This is a genomic window from Neobacillus drentensis, from assembly GCF_036962125.1.
In the GTDB taxonomy this organism is placed as follows: domain Bacteria; phylum Bacillota; class Bacilli; order Bacillales; family Cytobacillaceae; genus Neobacillus; species Neobacillus drentensis_B.
Genome location: NZ_JBALOA010000005.1, coordinates 405,743 through 428,276 on the forward strand (window position 1 = coordinate 405,743; position 22,534 = coordinate 428,276).

A 22,534-nucleotide genomic window follows, 5' to 3' on the forward strand; every position below is an offset into this window, starting at 1 on the left:
AGCCCGATCCTTCCAATATCGGATCGGACCGGGTGTATCTAATTCTTATTCAAAAGCCTTCTCTAAAATCGCTAATCCTTTTGCTAATTCTTCATCTGTAATCACTAATGGGGCTAAGAAACGAATGACATTGCTCTTTATGCCGGCAGAAAGGAGTAATAATCCATTTTCGTTTGCATATTTGACAATCTGTAATGTTTTCGTCTTGTTTGGTTTTTTGCTGGAGCGGTCTTCCACTATCTCGCAAGCAACCATCGCACCCAAACGGCGAATATCTCCTACAAAGTCATGTTTTGTGCTGAGGTCTTGTAATTTCGCTTCAATTTTTTGCCCAAGGATTTCTGCTTTCTCCACTAAATTTTCTTCTTCCACAACATCAATTACGGCTAAAGCTGCAGCACAGGCGACAGGACTCCCTGAATAAGTCCCGCCAAGCTCACCGGAATCCGCAACATTTAAGATTTCTGTTTTTCCGACAACCCCACTTAACGGTAAACCAGCCGCCAACGATTTTGAAACCGTGATTAAATCAGGAATGATATCAAAATGTTCGATGGCAAATAATTTGCCAGTCCGACCAAATCCAGTTTGAATTTCATCGGCTACAAACACAATTCCATTGTCCTTACAGAATCGGCTCACAGCTTGGATAAACTTTTTCGGTGGAATAATAAAACCACCTTCGCCTTGAACAGGCTCCATGACTACACAAGCAACCATTTCTGGAGCAACTGTTGAGATAAAGAAATCTTCAAAGTCTGAAATGACCTGATCCACATATTCATCTTCTGTCATCCCGGCTGGTTTATGGTACATGTACGGAAATGGTGCTTGGTAGATTTCTGGAGCAAAGGGACCAAACCCAAATTTATAAGGCTTTACCTTGCTTGTCATTCCCATTGTTAAGTTGGTTCGTCCATGGTAGCCACGAACAAACGAAACAACTGCGGGTCTTTTTGTGTAGCGGCGGGAAATTTTAATCGCATTTTCCACTGCTTCTGCACCCGAGTTAAAGAAGATCGCTTGTTTGTCAAAGTCCCCAGGAGTGATTTGGCATAACCTTTCAGCAAGATTAAGATAACTTTCATACATGATAACGTTGAATCCAGGGTGTAAAAACTTATCTACTTGGTTCTTGACTGCTTCGGTTACTTTCGGATGACTGTGGCCAACATTTAACGTACCAATTGCACCTGCAAAGTCAATCCATTCATTGTTATCAATATCTATTACGGTTGCCCCAGAGGCATGCTGGGCAAGGTTTAAATTGCCGTTACTTACACCCTTCGGGACATATTTTTTTCTCTTCTCCTGTAATTCTGCACTTTGTGAATAAGAAACTAGCATTCTGATCGCCCCTTCATTAATTTTCTGAATTATAGGAAAAGTATTGCATGAATCTGGTATAATAAAAAGTACCAAAATCGAAAAAAATTAGGTACCAGATTGGGAGAAATAGAATGTTCATACTAATCGATAAACAGAGAGATTCTAATTATATTTACCAACAAATATACGAAGGGATCAAAGAAAACATTTTAACAGGAAAGCTAAAAGCGAATGAAAAGCTTCCTTCCAAAAGGTCATTAGCCGAACAATTAAATGTCAGTATTAATTCCGTCAGTTCTGGCTATGAACAGCTGCTTGCTGAGGGGTATATTTATACGATTGAACGAAGCGGATACTTTGTTGAAAATATTACTGAGTTTATTGAACAAGAGAAACATTGGAAACAAAAGCTGCCAAGTGAACTAAAGGAGGTACCTGTCGACAGAGATGGGTGGCTTTCACTATCCCATATGGCATCGGATACTTCTTTATTTCCTTTTAAGGAATGGCTGAAGTGTCAGGAGAAAGCCATTAAAACGTATAAAAGAGAGCTCTCGGAAATGTCTTATTCTCAAGGTCCTTATGTTGTTAGAGAGACGATTTGCCGCATGATTGCTTTGACTCGAGGAGTCAATTGCGAGCCGGAGCAAATCATCATTGGGGCAGGAACACAGTTATTGGTAGGTCAATTGATGGAAATGAACAGCAAAGGAATAGTTGTTGCAATCGAAAACCCAGGGTATGCCCGCTTTTACCAGCTCCTGAAAAAGATGAATGTAACTGTTCACCCAGTTTCATTAGATGATCAAGGTATTAATATGACCGAGATTGAGTCAGTAAAGGCAAATGTGGTGTTTGTCACCCCGTCCCATCAATTTCCAACAGGTATTATTATGCCAATCTCCCGACGAATCGAACTGTTAAACTGGGCAGCTCAATGCGAAAACAGATACATTGTTGAAGATGACTATGACAGCGAATTTAAATATGGAACAGATAATATTCCGTCATTGCAAAGTTTAGACCGAAATCAAAGAGTCATCTACATGGGGACTTTTTCAAAAACAGTACTGCCAGGATTGCGGATTAGTTATATGGTTTTGCCACATAAGCTCATAAGGGATTACAGGGAGCATTTTTCTAGCTTCATCCAATACAGTAACTCTCTTATGTTATTTACGTTGCAGTTTTTCATTGAAAGCGGTGAATATGCAAGACACGTAAAACGGATGAACCATCAGTATGATACTCGAAGAAAATTGTTAATCGCGGAGCTTCAACAGCGTTTTCGGGAGGAGGTCGATATTGAAGATGTTTCGGCTGGCCTTCATTTCCTCGCCCATTTTCATACGGAGAAGGGATATCAGGAAATAGAAGAGACCGCCTTACGGTTAAAGCTTGAAATTTATTCGATGCGGCGGTTTATGTTAGAAAAGAACGTTGATTACGAAAACAGGATTAGTTTAGTTTTGGGATTTGCTAATCTTAGAGAAGAAAATGTAGCTGGAGCGGTGGAGAGATTGTATGATATCTTTCATTAGGATAATACTATGTAAAGATTTTTCTTAATTTCTATAAACTTATTTATAGAGTTAATAGAAGAATATTTAAAGAATCAATTAAATAGGTCTAAAGAAACCTATTTATTTAATAAGTTTGGGCATTAAGATCTAGCATATGGTTATGTTAATGCAAGTTGGTGCTGAACCTTTTGGCGGTCTTGTATGTTCAGTAGTCCTCTGCTTACTAAAGACGACATAAAAATGATAATTTCATCATACTTATCAGTAATGAGATGTTAAAGAGGTGAAAATATGTTACGTAATGTTGGCAGAAGATTCATCTTGTATCTAATCGGAAGTACGATCTTTGCTACATTTATCGGATATACCTTGTTTAAGGCTGGTCTTATATCATTTCAAGTAACTACGAAATCACAAAGAACACCGGATAATGATCGAAATCGAAATAGAAGAGTGGGTAAAATTCGAATTACTTAGAGATTTGCTATCGATATCTAAAATAGATTCCATATCACTCTTTATAATAATTAACATATGATGGTTAATTAATTATTATTATTTTCAATAGATAATCTGTTTGAAACGAACGGTAAAAAGGATTGAATCTTCTCAGACCGAAGACGTAATTAGTCTATTGAAATTACAGAAAGGTGCCAGATCTCCTTTCACTACTCAAAATGTTTTAAATAAATGGACCATAGACTTTAGACAAGTCTGATGGTCCATTTCTCATTTGAAAACATACTAACTTTGTACCTTCACAAATGGAGCCGTAGAATTTCTAACGACAAGTTCAGGCTCATATACAATCGATGGACGACGATTATTTTTATTTTCAACAGCAGAAACAATCCATTTAGCTGCTTCGATCCCCATTTCCATCTTTGGATGGTTTACAGAAGTTAGTTTGACTTCTGTTGCCACTGCCAAAGAAAAATCATCAAAGCCCACGATGGAAACATCCTCAGATACACTTAGTCCAAGTCGTCGGTGCGAAGCTTTTAGATGTGACCGGGGAGCTGCAGGCAGGTATTCCACTTTGTCCGCCAGAAGGTGTTGCAGGTACTGGCATGGTTGCAACAAATAGCGTAGCGAAACGAACGGGTAATGTTTCTGCCGGAACCTCTGTATTTGCTATGGTTGTCCTAGAAAGGGAATTGTCCAAAGTATATTCCGAGATTGACCTTGTCACCACACCTACTGGTAACTTGGTAGCTATGGCTCATTCCAACAACTGTTCTTCTGATCTGAATGCATGGATTGAGTTGTTTGACGAATTTTCTAGAGCAATGGGTATGGAAGTTGACAGGGATAAGTTGTATGGAACTTTATATAACTTGGCTTTAAGAGGAGATTCGGATTGCGGGAGCTTGCTCGCTTATGGCTATCTTTCCGGCGAACATATTACAAACTTTGATGAAGGCCGTCCCTTATTTGTTCGTTCAGCAGATAGCCATTTCAGCCTGGCTAATTTCATGCGTGTACATTTATTTACTGCTTTGGGTGCTCTGAAAATGGGTATGGATATTCTTCTAAAACAAGAAAAAGTGAATTTGGATGAAATTCTAGGTCACGGTGGCTTGTTTAAAACCAAAGGTGTGGGGCAGAGTATTATGGCTGCTGCTCTTAATGTTCCTGTTTCTGTAATGGAAACGGTAGGAGATGGCGGAGCATGGGGGATCGCCCTACTTGCATCCTTTATGATTAACAAAGCCGATAATGAAACACTAGAAGAGTATTTAAGCCAAAAAGTATTTAAGGATAAACTAGGTATTACCATTTTACCTAATCCTAAGGATGAAGAGGGTTTTGAGCAATTTATTGAACGTTATATTAAGGGGCTTGCAATACAAAGAGCAGCAATAGACTATTTAAAATAAATACCTACGAATCTTGTACAGCAGGGGAAGGAATTCTCCTGGAGTAAACCAATTTTACGTATTTTTACAAATGATTTTACCGGAGCACCACCTTTGAAAAAGAAAAGATGGTGCTTTTCTTGATTTAATTTAATGGTTCAATTCATTTTTAACTAATTATTTTGAGATGAATGTGTCAGGATTCGGGAGTGGAATTTAAATTGCTCCAAAAATTTCTTGGTGTTAATAGAAAAATGATTATTCTCGGAGCGTACCCAGCCCACTCCTATCTTTTCTTGTTCGTATTTTATTAATTCGATAGAAACGATATCGCCGCTTAGTACATAAGGATCATTTTTGTTAGAGAAGTCCGGCCCGAAGCTAATACCTAATCCCTCCAAAATCGCTTTCTTTATTACTTCTGTATTATCAGAGGTAAACAAGATATTCATTGGCCCAAATTCACTCATTAAATCATTTGCAAAGCGTTTGACATAATCACCATTATATAAAATAACGTTTTGATTCATTAATTGTTGGGGAGTTATCGACTTACTTAACGCTAAAGGAGACGATTTGCTGACGTACACCTTCATCTTTCCTTCAAGTATTACTTCAAATACTAAATCTTCTCTCGTTTTTAATAAATCCTCATAAATCGTGATTAAGCCTATGTCAATCTGATTTTTTTCAACATGCTCAATAATATGCTGAGTGCTTTTTTCTGAGACTTCTATATTTACATTTGGATATGCATTTTTAAAAGAAGCTAACGGTTCTAACAGAAACAGCATAAAGCCGGGGATAGATGATAACTTTAAATTTCCTGAAATCACCGTGTTGAAAGATTGGGCTTCCTCTTTAAATTCTTGAAGTCTTACTAATACCTCGTATGCCTTTTTAATTAAATTTTTGCCTTCGTTAGTTAGAACGGCACCAAGTCGTCGGTGGCGTTTAAATATTTTAACGCCCAACTCCTCTTCTAATCTAGTAATCGATTGACTGATTCCCGATTGAGAAACATGCAGGCTCTCTGCTGCAATAGAAATAGATCCTGTTTCCGCAACTTTTACAATGTATTCTAGTTGCTCGATATGCATAGTTTTCTCCTTTTAATATAGAAGTCTAGCTTCTATAGACTTCATTAATGGTTGATTTAATTAAGTGTAAATTATATATATAATAAATTCAAGCAATTAATAATCTTCTAAAAAAATAATTAAAAAGGAGGAGGAAAGGAAAAGGATGAATTTAAACGAGAATTTAAAGAACACTGCAACAAGATTTCCCAATCGCACTGCCTATACATTTCTGAGTCAAAGTAAAACGTATGAAGAACTTAATAAATTAGTAGATTGTGCTGCATCAGGGTTATCTGCTAAAGGCATCAGAAAGGGGGATAGAGTCGCTTTACTGCTTGGAAATTGTCCTGAATTTGTTATTGCTTATTATGGGATCCTTAGGGCAGGTGCAGTGGTTGTTCCGATAAATCCTGCCTACACTTCCGGAGAAATTTCCTATATTTTATCAAATAGTCAAGCTAAAGCTGTTATTGCTCATTCTTCTTTAGAACCTACCATATCTACTTTACGAGAAAAACTAGAACATTTGAAGCTGATTTTCTACACAGATTCAATCGATTCAGAATGGACATGGGAGCAACTAATTCAAGAAACAGAAGATACTTTTGAAAGCACTTCTATAAATGAGGATGATTTGGCGGTCATTCTTTATACTTCCGGCACCACTGGTAAGCCAAAAGGCGCCATGCTATCCCATCGAAATATGGCATCCAATATTGCTTCGATGTCCCAGCTCGCTGAGTTCACGGAAGAAGATCGTATCATTGCGGTTCTGCCAATGTTCCATGTATTTTGTATGGCGACTTGCATCAACATTCCTATTTCTTGCGGGGCAGCTATTGTAATTGTACCGAAATTTAGCCCAACAGAAGTGATAAACACAATCCGTAGAGAGAAGGCGACGATTTTTGCCGGAGTTCCCACCATGTTTAGTTTTTTGTTACAGGTGCCGGGAGCGACGGCAGGAGACTTTTCAACAATACGGGCTTGTTTTTCAGGAGGTGCTTCGATACCAGTTGAATTATTAAATAGATTCGAAGAGAAGTATAAGGTCCACGTTTTAGAGGGGTATGGCCTTTCTGAAACGGCGCCTGTAACAGCATTCAATCCATTGCGGGGAATTCGTAAACCAGGTTCTGTCGGAGTAGATATACCAGAAGTGAAGAATAAAGTGGTAGATCCGAATGGAATGGAAGTATCAAGAGGAGAAATAGGCGAATTAATTGTAAAAGGTCCCAATGTGATGATGGGCTATCTTGGAATGCCGGAAGCTACATCTTCCGCTTTAAAAGAAGGTTGGTTTTACACAGGTGATTTGGCCCGAATGGATGAAGAAGGATACATCTATATCGTCGATCGTAAAAAAGATATGATCCTCGTTGGCGGATACAATGTCTATCCGAGAGAAGTGGAAGAGGTTTTATATCAACATCCTGCCATTTTAGAAACGGCCGTGATTGGAATTCCGGATAAAGAATACGGAGAAATCGTGAAGGCTTTTGTGGTTACTAATGGTGAAGGAATCACGATGGATGACATCCTGTATTTCTGCGAAGACAAGCTTGCAAAGTACAAGCTGCCAAAACAAGTGGAATTTATGGAGGAATTACCTAAGAACAGCACAGGTAAAATTTTGAGAAGAGCATTGCGTATGGAAAAAGTGGAAGTTAATTAGTTTGATAGGAAGAAATTAATAAATAAATGGTCAGTTTTTAAAAAATAAGGAGGAATAGCTATGAAAGCAGCTGTGCAAACATTGGAATTTCCACTCTTTATAAACGGGGAATGGAAACCAGCGGTAAGCGGAGAAACGTTTGAGGTAGTAAACCCAGCAACGGGTGAAGTCGTAGCACGGGTAGCGAAAGCGGGGAAAGAAGATGTAGAGTCTGCTGTTTCATCCGCTCGACGGGCCTTTGATTCCGGAGTATGGTCAAAAAAATCTCCACAAGAACGTGCGAATGTACTTATCCAATTTGGAAACAAGATTATTGAACATGCTGATGAATTAGGTTACCTAGAGTCGATCAGTTCGGGAGCTACCGTTCGACGTATCTCAAACTTAGACATCCTATCTATCGTAGATCTCTTACAGCAAACGGCAAAGTTCGCTGTAGAGTATCCGTATGTCGAAGCCCTTCCTACTTTACCATTCCCTGGACCAAGCAATAACCAGGTATGGCGGGAACCGATAGGTGTTGTAGCGGCCATTACCGCGTGGAATTTTCCAATGATTCTGGCAATGTGGAAATTGGCTCCTGCCTTGGCTATGGGGAACTCAATTGTGGTCAAACCAGCTTCCAATACGCCATTGTCTACCTTGAAATTAGCGGAATTGGCTGCTGAAGCAGGAATTCCATCTGGTGTATTCAATGTCGTGTCTGGCCCAGGAGCAAGCATTGGCGAAGCACTTGTAACACATCCAAGTGTAGACAAAGTCGCTTTTACCGGATCGACAGAAGTCGGGAGCCGCATTATGCAAATGGCAGCAGGAACAGTAAAACGCGTCACCCTTGAGTTAGGCGGGAAATCACCAGCGATCGTATTGCCGGACGCCGACCTGAGTATTACCATTCCAGGGATTTTATTCGGATTCTTATCACACTCCGGGCAAGTTTGTGAATCAGGCACACGTGTTCTCGTCCATGATTCCATTTATGAACAAGTCATTGAACAATTATCTGACCTTGCAAGCACGATTACAATTGGTAATCCATTGGATATCGCAACAGGCATGGGTCCGCTTGTATCACAGCAGCAATTGGAAACCGTCCTTTCATATATTGAATCCGGTCATCAAGAAGGGGCGCGATTGGTTTGTGGCGGAAAGCGTAGAATCGTAGAAGGATTTGAAAATGGCTATTATGTTGAACCTACCATTTTTGCAGATGTTCATAATGACATGAAGATTGCGAGAGAAGAAATTTTCGGTCCTGTGCTCTCCGTCATCCGTTACTCGACAGTTGAGGAGGCAATTGAAATTGCGAATGACTCGATATATGGACTAGCAGGCGGCGTTTGGTCTAAGGATGTAACCAAAGCCATGCAAATTGCTCGTGAATTAAAGGCTGGTACGATATGGATTAATGATTGGCATATGCTCCGTAGTGATGCACCATTTGGAGGATACAAGCAAAGCGGTTTTGGCCGGGAATTAGGACGACATGCGTTGGACGAATATTCTCAGGTCAAGCATGTCCACTGCTCCTTAGTGCCTGAAGTACGCATGCGACCTTGGTATCAAATTCTTTTGGGATAATTTTAGTTATACAAATCTAATAGAGCAGGTGATTGTATGTCGACATCATTTTTTCAATTTTCTGTACGAACGGTTGTAAATAGCGGGGCAGGATCAAGAACGTTGCTTCCAGAGATGATTAAAGGACTTGGCGGTAAACGTGCAGTACTCTACACGGATAAAGGGTTAACCCAGGCGGGAATTACAGCTCAAATAAAAGAATTATTTGAAATCATGCCAGGAACACCGGAGCTGGTCGGAGTATTTGATGATATCGAACAGGATGCAAAAGGCGGAATCATTAACCTTGGTGCACGTTTCTTTAAAGAGTGCAATGGTGACTCCTTAATTGCTCTGGGCGGCGGCAGCGTCCTGGATACAGTAAAAGGGATCAAGTGGTTGCTCCATAAAGGTCTGGATGATATTCGTGATTCCCTGGTTACCGGAAATGTGATGGAATGGTGGCCGGAGGCGCAATATATTCCGATTCCGCATGTAGCCATTGCAACAACAGCGGGAACTGGAGCGGAAGTTTCACCTGTAGCCGTTATCCTTAATGAAAAGCACGGGATAAAATCAAACCTGCTTCATCCTTTTATCAATGCGGATATGGCGATTTTGGACCCGGATCTAACAGTAGGTCTTCCTCCTAAAATCACTGCCTTTACAGGATTTGACGCCTTGACGCATGCAGTGGAAGCCTATTTTTCACCGAACGCCAATCCGATGACAGATGCCTATGCACTAAAATCGATTCGGATGATTGTTGATAATTTACAGACTGCGGTTCACAAAGGGGACGATCTTTCAGCAAGAGCGAATATGCTGATGGCAAGTTCGATGGCGATTTCTGCTTTCTGTTTATGCCTGAATGCCGTTCCAATTCACAATATGGCACACGCAATCGGGGCAAAATTCAATATCCCGCACGGAATGGCTAATGCTGTGCTTTTACCAAATGTTATGGAATCTTTGCCTGAATACTATTTGCCGCGAGTCACTGGATTTGCTCAAGCATTAGGAATCGCAAAAATATCAGAACAACCGGAACAATGTTTAGAGGATGTTATTCAATTTATTAGAGATCTCCGCAAAGCGGTGAATTTACCTGACACGTTTGCTGAATTTGAATGTAATGAAGACAAGCTTCACCTTTTGGTGCCGGCTGTACATCATGACCCTGCAGGAGTTTTCTTTAAGATCCCAGCCCCTATTATCATCAAAGTGATAAATGAAGTGTTCGAGCTTAAAGCAATAGAGGCTTAACACGGCCATTGGCAATCTTGTCAAACGGAAAACACTTGAAAGCCTCCTGTTGATGTATGGTCAAAAGACTGACATTAGTGCCGGGAAGTCAAAAGTGTTTTCCTTTTTTTTGTAGCAGTTAAAAAACAACTATCCTTGGAGGTTTGTATGAAAAGCAAAGTATTAAATCCATCGAAGTCTGCCACTTCATTTACAAAAAAGGCAAATTTAGCAGTATATGATTCATTAAATTTCAATGATCTACAGGATTTCGAGGACGCGAAACGCGGTTTTATTGCACCCTTGGAATCTAAGTTCCTAAAAGATCATTCTGGGGAAGTCGTTTGGGACATCGATAAGTTAGATTATCTTACCGACGCTGCTCCAGAAACAGTGAACCCAAGCCTATGGAGAAATGCCCAATTACAGGCAATATCCGGTTTGTTTGAAGTGGTAGAAGGAGTTTATCAAGTGCGTGGGCAATCCATCGCCACCACGTTCTTTTTTGAAGGGAAACAAGGAGTCATTGTCTGTGATGCATTAGGAAGTACGGAAACGGCTGAAGCTGCAATGGAATTATATTATAAACATCGTCCAAGAAGAAAGGTATCAGCCATCATTATTAGTCAAAGTCATGCGGACCACTTTGGCGGCATTCAAGCCGTTTTAAAATATGCAGAAAATCCAGCTATTCCTATTATTGTTCCGCAACATTTTACAAAAGAAGCCTTAAGTGAAAATGTACTTTTAGGTACCATTATGGCGCGCAGGGCTGAGTATCAGTTTGGTAAAAATATTCCAGATGGCAGGGAAGGCTCGGTTTCAATCGGTATAGGGAATACGATGAGTTCCGGTACGATGAGTTTTGCGCTCCCTACGGTTGAAATAGAAGATGAAATCGAAACGCTGGAAATCGATGGGGTAACCTTTCAATTCTTGTTAACCCCGAACACGGAAGCACCTGCTGAAATGCATTTTTATATAAGGGATTACAAAGCGTTGTTTGTCTCAGAGAACGCCAATCAATTGATGCATCAAATTTATACGGTTAGAGGGGCAAAAACACGGGATGCCCTGCATTGGGCTAATTCACTCAATAAAACCATTGATTTATTTGAAACTGAAGAAATTGATGCCTTGCTTATGATTCATGCGTGGCCTGTTTGGGGAAAAGATCGTGCTTTAGGACATTTAAAATTGCAGCGTGATCTGTATAAATATATGCATGACCAGACCGTACGTTTAGCCAACCATGGATATACGATGGAGGAAATAGCTGAAACGATCAAACTTCCCAAATCATTAGATACGTATTGGGGGAATCGCGGGTATTACGGTACGTTAAAGCATAATTCAAAGGGGATATACAATTATTATTTAGGCTATTATAGTGCACATCCTTCAGATTTAGATCCATTACCACAAGTGGAAACCGGTCATAAGTATGTAGAATACATGGGCGGTGCAACCATTATTTTGGAAAAAGCAAAAGCCGACTTTGATAATGGGGAATATCGCTGGGTAGCTCAAGTATTAAAAAATGTTGTAATGGCCGACCCGGAAAATACGGAAGCCAAGAGTTTATTAGCAGATGCATACGAACAATTGGGTTACCAAGCCGAATCAGCCAATTGGCGTAATATTTATCTTGTTGGTGCTGCCGAACTAAGAAATGGTCTGAATCAAGCGAATACCCCGTTAGATGTTTCCGGAATTATTAACTATATGCCAGTAGAGGATTTCTTAAAGTTGATCGCGATTAAACTAAACGGGCCAAAAGCTGATGGTGAAGAAATAACGTTGAATGTAAACCTATCAGATTCTAATCAAAATTATGCAATTTATTTAGAAAATTCTGTTTTGACTTATAAAGCGGGTAAGGTAGAAGCCAACGCAGATGTTACTTTAACTCTTGATCGACTAACACTATTTGGAATTGGTCTTGGCCTTCATTCACCTGAACAAGCAGTTGCAGCAGGTAAATTAATTGTTTCCGGTGACCAAACAAGATTGGATGAATTTTTAGCACTTATGGATGAGTTCAACCCCTTTCCAAATATCGTAACACCTTAATTAACAAACAATAGAAATAATTCAATAAAATTCACCTGCCTTATTCAGTACAAAGGAACAAGGCAGGTGTTTCACCTCTTAAGCTAAGAAAGCGATTGTTATTTAAAAATATGAATATATTTGGTGAGAGGCAGGATTTTAAATGAAAAGTTGGACGAAATGGATTATTTTACTTGCAATTTTTATTATGTCTATAGTTAATTTTGCCGATAAATCCATTACAGGTTTAGCCGGAATTCATATTATGAAGGATTTGAATCTAACTTTCTCTCAATTTGGAATAGTTGGAAGCAGTTTTTTTTGGTTATTCTCATTAGCAGGAATAATAGGGGCTTCTTTATCAGACCGTTATGGAACTGGAAAGTTATTGGTTGTTATGGCGATTATTTGGACCATTTCACAATCAATAGTGATGTTTGTTTCAGGCCTTCCATTACTTTTATTTACAAGAGTATTACTAGGTGTTGGAGAAGGTCCTTTTCAAGCAACTGCTGTCAGTCATATTAGTAAATGGTTTAAACCGGCATCACGTGGATTAGCCATATCAATCTTAAATTTTGGCAATGTTGTGGGCATGGCTGTTACAGCCCCGATAGTGGTTTTTCTAATGTCAAATTATGGTTGGAAACAAACGTTTTTTATTTCAGGCATTCTTAGCTTTGTCTGGTTAATTGGTTGGCTTTGGCTCGGACGGCTGAAATCAGATGTTCGGTTTGAAGAAGAGGGATGTAAACAGGAAAACAAACAAGAGACAAATAGGAAAGACATCTGGAAAGCGTTACGATCTCCTATTTTTATTTTTACATCCTTAGCGGCATGTATCGGCTTTTCTTTTATTGTTTTTGGACTTACCTTTAATCCCGCCTATTTAATAAAAGTTAAGGGGTACACTGAACAACAAGCTGGAAAAATTATTGCTATTTCCGGATTAATTGGCGCTTTATCTTCATTAGTACTGGCAATAATTTCAGATCGAATATACAAAAAAACTCTAAATTTATGGAAGTCACGAATTCTTTTTTCTGCCAGTAGTCTGATTCTAGCAGGCATTTTTTACGCGATATATCCTTTTGTTAATGGGAAGGGATCAATCATACTTATCCTTTCTTTAGTGTATACGTTAGTAGTTACTACAGGAAACCTTAATCCTACAGTAATGATTAGTTTACTTCCAGAGCGGAGAGGTGTTATGACAGGTACCTATTATGGAATCATGACATCCTCAGGTATTTTTGCCCCGATTATTTTTGGAAAGCTCATTCAAGCTTCAGGTACAAATCCAGCAGCTGGGTTTAGCGCATCCATTTATGGAATCTCGGTTGCTATGGTGATTACAGCTATACTCATGTTCCTTTCCGGAAAACCAAAACAACCTGTATCTACTGAGAATGAAAAAAAGATAGTAAACATCTAACTTAAATATATTTTTAATAGGAGAGATAATATGGCTGCAAAAAAAAGTAACCTAGAAGAAACATTGATAAAGGATATACAGGACGAAGAAATCACGGTCGAGGGCGAAAATGAAGAATCGCTTTCTAGCCTAGACCTGCTCTGGAAACTAGCATTTCATAAATTAAATGAATGGGCGAAGTGTGCTGATCATCGCGATGAAGTCTTCTACAGACAATTCTCTGAAAGTGTAAAACGGAATCAGGGAAATATAAAAGCGATAGCAGAGCAATTTACAAAGGAATTTACTGAATGGGAAAAGACTGCACAAGATGAATTTTTAATGTCAACAACCACCTTGCAGCATTTCTTTCCTATTTGGTCTTATGAGGAAATGAATGCGCAAATGGATCAGATTAAAAAGACAGTATTGTCTCCCTTAAGTACTCCATATAAAACTATGGTTAACAGCCTTGCAATTGAGAAATATGTAGAAATGATGGAACACTATATGAAAAAAGGAAGATTGCAATATATCAATACAGTGAAACAAGCTGGAAATCAGCTCTATGGATCTCAAAAAGAATTTGTCAAACTGTTTACAACACCATTCAAAGAGATTATCTTCCCGTTAAATAAATATATGGAAAAAACCAAAGAACCTATAAAGTCTTAATTTAAGGAGAGTATTAGCATGTCAAATGAAAAAATCTTTGATCCATTTTCTGGATTCACCCAATTGAGTGAAATGTGGGATAAACAATTAACTGAACTATTATATAACTTAGCGGACACCAAAGAATTTGTTCGCACAGCAAGTTTCGGAATCAATACTTATTCATTTTACCTAGAAGGACTAAGAAAGAACCAAGAGCTATTTGCTTCTTTAATGAATATCCCGACAAAGAAAGATGTCGCTAACGCCGCAAAGCTCTCAATACAGACAGAAGAAAAAATGGATAGTTTAGAAGAACAAATATGGAAATTACAAGACAGTATAAGCTCTATTTCTAAAGAAAATGTAAGAATGTTCGAAGAAGTAATAAATATTGTCATGCAAATGAAGAATGAATTTCAAAAGATGTCCCAAGAGTTAGCGGAAACTCAAAAAATGAATGGAGATCTTCATGAATTACGGAAAGAAATAGAAAGAGGTCTCACCGGAATCGAGCGGGAAAAACAGAAAAAAACTCCGGAAAAGAAGCAAAATAAAGATTTAGTCGTCACAGGTATAAATATATAACATTGTAGAGAGCAGTGATAAAAATGAAAGCAATTACAACAAATCTTTTTCCAATCTTAAGTTTAGAAAACGAAGCGAAACGGTGGAATCAGCTTTATAAAATTATGACAGAGCCAAAGCCAGATATTGTACCTACACCAAGACAGGCTGTCTGGAAGAAAAATAAAGCAACTCTATGGTATCATCCTGCCAAGGAAAAAAGACATACTGTCCCGGTATTTCTCGTCTACTCTCTATTAAATAAGGTGTACATTCTTGACATCGGTGAAGGAAGCAGCGTTGTAGGCGGGCTTACAGAGCGCGGCTATGATGTCTACCTATTGGACTGGGGGTCCCCTGGGCTAGAGGATTCTGATATCACACTTGATCATTATATCATTGATTATTTGGAGAAGGCCCTAAAACGAGCGTTAAGACATTCAGGTGCAAAGGAAATATCCCTTGCAGGTTATTGCCTGGGTGGAACGATTGCAGCCATTCTGGCTTCCATCACCGATCTGCCAATTAAGAATTTATCACTTGCAGCCGTTCCAATTGATTTTAGTGTAGGCGTTCTTCCTAATAAAATCCTGGAAGGACTACAAAAAGGGCAGCTAAGTGTTGACCGTTTTGCCGATGCACATGGGACCATACCATCAGAAATTATGTATTTGGTGTTTAGGATGGTATCACCAGGTTATGCAAGTTCTAAAATCAATCTAGTCACCCGTGCACATGAGGAGAAATATGTAGAAAAGTGGCGCCGAATGGATAAATGGACGAAGGACTCTGCTTCGTTTTCAGGTGCTGCATTCAAACAACTGTTTAATGATCTCATTAAAAACAACAAACTCTTAAAAGGAGAATTGGTGATTGGAGGTAGAAAGGTGGATTTAAAGAATATAAACTGCCCGCTTTTTGTCTTCTCCTGTTCACGTGACACACTTATATTAGAGAAGCAAAGTCTTCCGGTGATGAACCTTGTTTCCAGTATAGATAAAACGTATGAAGTGTACGAAGGCGGACATGTTTCATTAGTCTTGACTGGGGTGTTCGCTGAAATTTGGGATAAGTGGTTATCGGCTCGATCATAGGTAACTTGGGATAATGGAATTAATAAAGTATATGAAGGGGATTTATTAAATAAATGAAAGCTTTATATAAAATAGAGGAATCACCAGGAGAAAGTGTAAAGTATGCACAGCAGCATTTAGCTAATGAAAGAACATATCTTGCATGGATACGTACGGCTATATCGATAACAGGAGTAGGTTTCTTAACAACTTCCTTACACTTTACAACTAAAATCAGTTCCAATCCCTATATTAATATCCTGGTCATCATTCTCGGAATCTTTGCTTGTGTTATAGGTGTTATTACTAGTGTGTTGTCGACAATACAATACACCAGGAAAAGAAAGGAAATTGCAGAGGGCATTTTCACACCGTCAAACCAATCCATTATCTTTGTTTCTAGTTTATTTTCTCTGTTGGTGTTCATGATTTTTATGTATCTCTCTTTTTTATTATTAGTGAACTCCTAGTTTTAAAAAGCTAAAAGGCATGCCTTAAAAACGGCATGCCTTTTCCATTTAATGATTTATCAATACATTGGCTATTTTTAATGCTTTCCGATTTTTTTTCTGTTCAAAATAATAATTAAACATTTCTTTTTTTGAACGTTTAATTAAATAAACAAAACCAAATTTTTCAAACAAAGGTAATGATTGTTCGGATAAGTATTGATGGTATTCCTGTTTTTTATCTTGAATTAAATAACACAGTAAGGTAAATAAGTTTATATATAATTGTTCATTTTTCTTTAGAGCTGTTTCTAGTCCTTCCATAGCCAGTTGTAATAATTCATCCTTTGGAAGTAAACCACCATAAAATGCACTGTTTATATACCCTTCTAAAGAAAGTAAATATGGGCTTGATTCATTATCTTTAAGACTCATAGACTCTTTATAAAATTTATTGGCTAGTTCATAATTTTTTCTTCTATAGTATTCAAAAGCTAAGTTATGTAATACCTTTGCTTTTCGAGCTGGTGAATGACAAAGGTCACAGCTCTTGATTAAGCTTTCAAACCTCTGAATGGTCTCCTTAAAATCTCCATCATCCTTTACTTGAATCGCCATCAGCATTTCTGCATCGATCACTCGAAGATAGTTATTAATTTCTTTAAAAAATTGCCTCGATTTATCTGCGAAAAAATAAGCCATAACGGGTGAATCAATGGAATGATACGCGACTGCTAAATGATAGGTATATTCCTTGTTAGTGTAATCTGCCTCATTAATTGTTTTTAAAGCTTTAATTGCTTTCAGATTTTCATGTTTTGCTAAATAATATACGCCTAAAACATGTTTAAACAAATTAACTTCGTAGGATGTTAATTTATGATCCTTCTTTTGGATTTCTACAATGATATCCAATGCTTCTTCGGTCAAATTATGCATTAGAAAATACCTTACCCGAAGTAAATTATAAAAATTAATATAATCAGAGATTTGAATTAATTCTTCTTGCTCAAGTTCGTTATAAATAAGTTCCATTTCCTCCATTAATTGCATGACAATAACATCATGCCAATAATGTAAACGCTTTTTAATATTATTAAGTTTTATTATTTCAGTTTCGATATTAATTCCTAGTCGCTCGGAAAGAAGAGTGACAATTTCAGGTGCATATTCGGTATGTAAACGTTCAATTTTACTAATATGTGTACCAGAACAAATCCCTTTTCCTAATTGCTCTTGAGTCATTTGGTATTTTTCCCGATAATACTTAATGATTTTCCCTTCATACATATTTAAATTCTCCTTTTAGAAAAATTATCTTTTGATAGTTTTTGAGTATAGGAAAACCAGGATTCCCCCAAGTACAAAAATGATTTTTACTATATAAAATAAAAATTGTCATCGTATAGTAACCTACTTTTATAAATAATCGTCAATTCTTCAAAGTTTTACAATTTTCTACAAGGTCTTCTTCGAATCATATCGTCAAATTGGGACAACTCGTAGAACAATTCCCCCAATTTACCGACTATAAAAGCTCAAGTACAATAGGAATTAATAGAGTAATCTGATTATTCATACTCTTATTTTACACTATCTAACATTAGGGAGGAATGTGCTGCTCGTAGGAATAAGTAACCATTTTATGAGGGAAAACCTGCCAGATTGTTATTTTTTAAAAGTAAAAGGGTCATATTTGCAGCTGAAATTAAAAATAGAAGGAGCATTAATTTATGAAACTGCGAAAGAAACAATTTCTAAATGTTATGGTATCAGGTGTAATCGCATCAAGCCTTCTAACATCTTATTTAATGCCTCAACCAAAAACCTATGCAATATCAAATTCCGCAGAATCGATCTTAAAAGGGCTGACTGAAGAACAGCGGCAGTCTATCAAACGATTAACCCCACAAGAAGGATTCATCATTGATCCAAGTTTGTTGACACTCAAAGGTAAAACCGCAAATGTCATTGTTGAGTTCAAAACAGATCCGATCGGAAATATCCAGCAAGCAAAATTAAAAGGAACATCTAAAAATAAAGCAGAAAAGATCAAAGGGGAGCAAGAATATTTTAAACAACGATTAACTGAAATTTTTAAGAAGAAGGAGGAGTTAAACCAAAATAAAAAAGAAAAGTCAATTAAATATCAAATAAAACAAACTTACCAGAATGTATTTAATGGAATGGCTATGACGATTCCTACAAGCGAAATTAATACCTTGCTTCAGACGGGTGTAGTTAAAAGGATTTGGAAAAACAATGTTGTTAGTTTACCAATAAATGAATCGACAACAACTCAAGAACAAACAAATGGAAAGTTAATTCCACCAGCGCTTCCTCATATCGGAGTTGATCGTTTACATAATGAGGGTTTAAAAGGTCAAGGAATAAAAGTTGGAGTACTTGATACAGGGATTGACTATAATCACCCTGATTTAAAAGATGTTTATAAAGGCGGATATGATTTAGTCGATAATGACTCTGATCCAATGGAAACAACAAGAGCGAATTGGCTTGCATCTGGTCAGCCTGAAACGATAGATGGTAATTCATACTATACAGAACATGGGACTCATGTTGCTGGGACCATCGCTTCTAACCCGAAAAATGATGTTGAATATGCAATGACAGGTGTAGCCCCGGATGTTGACTTGTACGCATATCGAGTATTAGGAGAATATGGATCAGGATATGATTCATTCGTCATCGCGGGTATAGAAAGAGCGGTCGAAGATGGAATGGACGTTATTAATCTATCACTAGGTAATGGTAATAATCATTCCTTAGACGCTACATCAGTTGCCATCAACAATGCCGCATTAAAAGGGGTCATACCAGTTATAGCCGGAGGAAATGCGGGGCCAAGTCCTAGTACGTTAGGTTCACCAGGTGCTTCTCCACTAGCAATCACTGTTGGGGCTAGTGATGTGCCGACTGATATCCCGACTGTAAAATCAAGTTTAGGTGATATATATGTTCAAAATACTTTAATGGGATATGGCTTCGGTAAGGATTATTTGAAAGTAATGGACAAAGAGTTTGAAGTTGTTGAAGTAGGAATTGGTACAGAAGACGATTTTACTGGCAAAAACGTTAATGGGAAAGTGGCATTAATTTCTCGTGGCACGATCTCCATTGATGAAAAAATTCGACGTGCTCACGAAAAAGGTGCTATAGCTGTGTTGATATACAATAATGAGGATGGAGATATTCCATTTTACTTAGGTGAAAATTATGGTTATATTCCAACATTTAAAATGTTACAAACTGACGGAGTTAAACTTTCAGAAAAATTAAAAGCAGATCCTACAGCTAAACTTATATTAACAGACTTAGAGTCAAATATGTCTACAGGGGACGTGTTAGCAGATTTTAGTTCACGTGGACCAGTAAATAATAACTTTGATATTAAGCCAGATGTAGTAGCACCTGGAGTCTCAACCTTCTCTACTGTTCCAGAATATATTAATAGTCCAGAAGAGGGTGTCGATTATTCGAGTGGTTATGCTAGTTTAAGTGGAACCTCCATGGCAACACCACATGTTGCTGGAGTTGCCGCATTATTATTACAATCCCATCCAGATTATACAGTTGCAGATGTAAAGGCAGCGCTAATGAATACGGCTGATCCATTAAAAGGTCGTACGTACAATGTGAATGAAGTTGGTGCAGGACGTGTAGATGCTTATGAGGCAGTCCACAATACAACGTTAGTTGAAGTGCAAAATAAGACGACTTCCTTAGATGAAGACGGATTAAATATAGAAATCGATGACATTTCAGGATCTCTACCTTTTGGTAGTATTGCACAGTCAAGTGAGACTCAGAATAGAACAACGTCGATTTCTTTAAAAAATTTAAGTAGTGAACTAGAAACATATCATACTAGAGTTGAATTTTTAACAATCGATGGTGTTTCAAAGGATCCTGCAAAGAGTGGAGTGACGCTTCAATTACCATCGACGGTTGAAGTGAATGGAAATGAGAGTAAAAATATTAATGCAGAAATATCAATTCCAGCCGATGCAGAATTTGGTATTTATGAGGGATACATTTATATTGAAAATGAGTCGAAAACGGCAGAATATCAAATTCCTTTCCATGTTCGTTATTCTAAACCTGGATTCGAAAAAGTAGAATTTTATAAACATGCAATTACAAATGACCTAAGTAACTTTCATCCGTATATTGAGCCGTTTACACCAGTCAGTTTCAAGTTAAATAGTCATATGAAAACGATTGATGTAGTGGTTAGCGATCTAAATGGGAAACCAATTGGGTTCTATGGTACATTTAATTTAGAAAATGCTGCAGTTGATACGGAATACTTAATATTTTTCGGGTTTTCTGGTGAGGTAAAATATTTTACCGGTGATCCGAATAAACCTTTATCACTTGAATATGAACCACTTAAAGAAGGTAAATACATTGTTTCTTATATTGGTACAGGGGTAGATGGTAAAACCTATAAAATCAATAATGACATGGTGATCGATAATACCGCTCCAACCCTGGATTTTGATAAGAAAACAGGAATCAAAGAGCTCACTAGTTCAGATTTAACAACTGAAAATTATGATGGAAAAGATTATACAGCCTATTGGGTGCATGGGAAATTGTATGATGATACAATTGACTACCTAAAAAGTAGAGGACATGACATCACTCAAGAGGCAAATACAGCGTACGCTTATCAAGATTCTTTTTGGCCAACAGCTGAATTTTTCCCAAATGCAAATGGTGAATTTAAATTTGGTGTCTTACCTGAAGAATATGCAAACTATCCAACAAATGTAAGAATCTATACCTATGATTACGCTACAGCAGGAAATCCGATTTTCCCAGAATTTACTTTTATAAATAAAGGTGATAAATATTCCACAATAAAACCAAATACAAAAGCTGTTAGTCTCGGAACGGAGTTTGTAAATACATTTACAGTACAAAACGCTAAAGATTTAACAAGTGCTTCTGTAACAATCGATGTCCCTAATTTCTATAAAGTTGAAGACGTTAATCCATCAAAACAGTTAGAGGATCTTGCTAAGAAAAATAATTGGACTATTAATGTCGCAAAGCCACAAATTACAGAAAGCACGTGGTCTAATATTTCAGCATTTACTGTAGATATTTCAGACAAAAAGACAAAGGTACCTGTTTCAATAAATGATGATATTGATTTATTGGATATCACATTAAAAGTAGTAGATGACCATAATTACATGGTAGAAAGTACATTCTATTATCAAGAATCTTCATATCAAACAAGCTCTGGTAGTAAGTCTTCTTTACCAACATTTGCTGAAAAGTTTAAATTCATTTCCCGGCACTCATGGGTAGAAGGTTACTATCATGGTGAAGCAGTTAATTTAGACAACTATGATTTAGATTATTCAAAGATTGGGACAAAAGCTTATCTGATGGATAAAAAAGGTAAAAAGTACTCTGCTGATATTTCAGAAAATGGTTATATGACAATAATGGATATTCCTGCCACGAAGGAGGAATATACATTAATTGTTGATATTCCTAGTCATTTTCTATATAGTAAAAAATTAACTTTAAGCAGGACAATTGATGGAAAGGTCCAAGGCAATTTCTATACTGTCTATACGGATACGGCAGCTGCTGGAGATGTCAACGGAGATAATGTAATCGATATTTATGACGCAAAGCTTGTTGCAAACAATGCTGGAGTTACAGGGGATAGATTGAAAGAAGATCTTAATAAAGATGGAGTCGTTGACATTATTGACTTCAATTATATCGAAAAGAACTTCATGTCCATCAATCCATACTTTCCAACATCCAATAAGCCAATTGAAAAAACAGGTAAATTGACATTAGACGAATTGAAAAAAAGTTTTAACTAAAACAAAGTTCTTATATGAGGCTAAAATATGAAAAAGGTATAATTCCTCATTATACAGAGGGATTATACCTTTTTTTGCTTTATATTGGAGTATCAATTCCTATAGGTGCGAACTATATTACAAAATCATCTGTGTGGTTATTGCAGAATAAACCTAATGATATCAAGGGTTCCGAC

At 37.5% G+C, this 22,534-nt stretch carries 16 protein-coding genes and 1 pseudogene; 13 read left to right on the forward strand and 4 right to left on the reverse strand.

The window, feature by feature from the left end:
• Positions 1-45: 45 nt before the first annotated feature.
• Entirely contained in the window at positions 46-1,347 is a 1,302-nt protein-coding gene (gene gabT / locus V7121_RS06360) for a 4-aminobutyrate--2-oxoglutarate transaminase (RefSeq protein WP_335546051.1), read from the reverse strand.
• 113 nt (positions 1,348-1,460) lie between these two features.
• Between gabT and V7121_RS06365 the strand changes: the two genes are divergently transcribed.
• Both V7121_RS06365 and V7121_RS06370 read left to right on the forward strand, forming a co-directional pair.
• Positions 1,461-2,870, forward strand: coding sequence for a PLP-dependent aminotransferase family protein (locus tag V7121_RS06365; RefSeq protein WP_335495196.1), 1,410 nt, complete (start codon positions 1,461-1,463; stop codon positions 2,868-2,870).
• A gap of 273 nt (positions 2,871-3,143) precedes the next feature.
• On the forward strand, positions 3,144-3,329 hold the full coding sequence (locus tag V7121_RS06370; protein ID WP_335495195.1) for a hypothetical protein: 186 nt from the start codon (positions 3,144-3,146) through the stop codon (positions 3,327-3,329).
• Positions 3,330-3,596: 267 nt separating this feature from the next.
• On the opposite strand, the gene V7121_RS06375 is transcribed toward V7121_RS06370, so the two are convergent.
• A complete protein-coding gene (locus V7121_RS06375) occupies positions 3,597-3,890 on the reverse strand; it encodes a substrate-binding domain-containing protein (RefSeq protein WP_335546053.1) in 294 nt (97 codons plus the stop codon).
• On the opposite strand from V7121_RS06375, the pseudogene V7121_RS06380 reads away from it, so the two are divergent.
• Positions 3,842-4,732: pseudogene (locus V7121_RS06380) on the forward strand (FGGY-family carbohydrate kinase); the annotation flags it as partial. The gene V7121_RS06375 and the pseudogene V7121_RS06380 sit on opposite strands and share 49 nt — an antisense overlap.
• Before the next feature lie 152 nt (positions 4,733-4,884).
• Here the strand turns inward: V7121_RS06380 and V7121_RS06385 are convergent.
• Entirely contained in the window at positions 4,885-5,811 is a 927-nt protein-coding gene (locus V7121_RS06385; protein ID WP_335546055.1) for a LysR family transcriptional regulator, read from the reverse strand.
• Between the two features lie 145 nt (positions 5,812-5,956).
• On the opposite strand from V7121_RS06385, the gene V7121_RS06390 reads away from it, so the two are divergent.
• From V7121_RS06390 to V7121_RS06430, 9 genes are all read left to right on the forward strand, one after another.
• Positions 5,957-7,468 carry a long-chain-fatty-acid--CoA ligase gene (locus V7121_RS06390; protein ID WP_335495191.1) on the forward strand — a complete coding sequence of 504 codons (1,512 nt, stop codon included), beginning with the start codon at positions 5,957-5,959 and terminating at the stop codon, positions 7,466-7,468.
• 60 nt (positions 7,469-7,528) lie between these two features.
• Complete coding sequence (locus tag V7121_RS06395) at positions 7,529-9,049, forward strand: aldehyde dehydrogenase family protein (protein WP_335495190.1); 1,521 nt, start codon at positions 7,529-7,531, stop codon at positions 9,047-9,049.
• Positions 9,050-9,085: 36 nt separating this feature from the next.
• Positions 9,086-10,294, forward strand: a complete 1,209-nt coding sequence (locus V7121_RS06400) for an iron-containing alcohol dehydrogenase (protein ID WP_335495189.1) — start codon at positions 9,086-9,088, stop codon at positions 10,292-10,294.
• A 147-nt stretch (positions 10,295-10,441) separates the two neighbouring features.
• On the forward strand, positions 10,442-12,346 hold the full coding sequence (locus V7121_RS06405) for an alkyl/aryl-sulfatase (protein ID WP_335495187.1): 1,905 nt from the start codon (positions 10,442-10,444) through the stop codon (positions 12,344-12,346).
• A gap of 142 nt (positions 12,347-12,488) precedes the next feature.
• On the forward strand, positions 12,489-13,760 hold the full coding sequence (locus V7121_RS06410) for an MFS transporter (protein ID WP_335495185.1): 1,272 nt from the start codon (positions 12,489-12,491) through the stop codon (positions 13,758-13,760).
• 30 nt (positions 13,761-13,790) lie between these two features.
• Positions 13,791-14,414 (forward strand): hypothetical protein, encoded by a 624-nt coding sequence (locus tag V7121_RS06415; protein ID WP_335546057.1) that lies wholly within the window; start codon positions 13,791-13,793, stop codon positions 14,412-14,414.
• Positions 14,415-14,432: 18 nt separating this feature from the next.
• Complete coding sequence (locus tag V7121_RS06420; protein ID WP_335495182.1) at positions 14,433-14,981, forward strand: polyhydroxyalkanoate biosynthesis repressor PhaR; 549 nt, start codon at positions 14,433-14,435, stop codon at positions 14,979-14,981.
• Between the two features lie 23 nt (positions 14,982-15,004).
• A complete protein-coding gene (locus V7121_RS06425; RefSeq protein ID WP_335495180.1) occupies positions 15,005-16,054 on the forward strand; it encodes an alpha/beta fold hydrolase in 1,050 nt (349 codons plus the stop codon).
• 53 nt (positions 16,055-16,107) lie between these two features.
• Positions 16,108-16,503: a YidH family protein gene (locus V7121_RS06430; RefSeq protein WP_335495178.1), complete on the forward strand. Its 396-nt coding sequence runs from the start codon at positions 16,108-16,110 to the stop codon at positions 16,501-16,503.
• Positions 16,504-16,551: 48 nt separating this feature from the next.
• Here the strand turns inward: V7121_RS06430 and V7121_RS06435 are convergent, their stop codons facing one another.
• Complete coding sequence (locus V7121_RS06435; RefSeq protein WP_335495177.1) at positions 16,552-17,772, reverse strand: helix-turn-helix domain-containing protein; 1,221 nt, start codon at positions 17,770-17,772, stop codon at positions 16,552-16,554.
• A gap of 443 nt (positions 17,773-18,215) precedes the next feature.
• Here V7121_RS06435 and V7121_RS06440 point away from each other — a divergent pair, with 443 nt between their 5' ends.
• On the forward strand, positions 18,216-22,358 hold the full coding sequence (locus tag V7121_RS06440; RefSeq protein WP_335546058.1) for a S8 family serine peptidase: 4,143 nt from the start codon (positions 18,216-18,218) through the stop codon (positions 22,356-22,358).
• Positions 22,359-22,534 lie beyond the last annotated feature (176 nt).